We start from the raw sequence: 341 nt of genomic DNA, 5'->3' as shown, positions 1-341 counted from the left end.
GCTTTTATGGCATTAAAGTGGTGGATTTTCCACGCCTAGATGGATCCAATCTTCCTTTGGCGGTCCATAAACTCCAGGAGGTTTTATTCCTGCTTGGCGCATTAGTACCGTCATTTGCCCGCGATGATGGATGATATGCTTGATTAACCCCATTAAAATCTCAGCATTCGATTCCTGTCTTCCGAACGCTGTTTGCATTTGTTCGAGTGATTCATCTGTCCAATCCTGTTCAATGACTTGGGCTGCATGGGAGCTTATCTCCTTGAATGCCGCAGCAATTTCTTTGGCTGAAGCAGGAACGCGTTCTCCATCCTCTTTCCACCAACAATTTTAAATACCTC

General features: G+C 45.2%; 1 pseudogene. It reads right to left on the bottom strand.

From position 1 onward, the window contains the following. Positions 1-12: 12 nt before the first annotated feature. Positions 13-300 (bottom strand): annotated as a pseudogene (locus CVN76_RS02285) (DinB family protein); the annotation flags it as partial. Positions 301-341: the final 41 nt, after the last annotated feature.

This window comes from Bacillus sp. mrc49 (assembly GCF_002803435.1).
The sequence above is the reverse complement of the archived record's forward strand: the minus strand, read 5'-3'. Positions and strand labels throughout refer to the sequence as shown.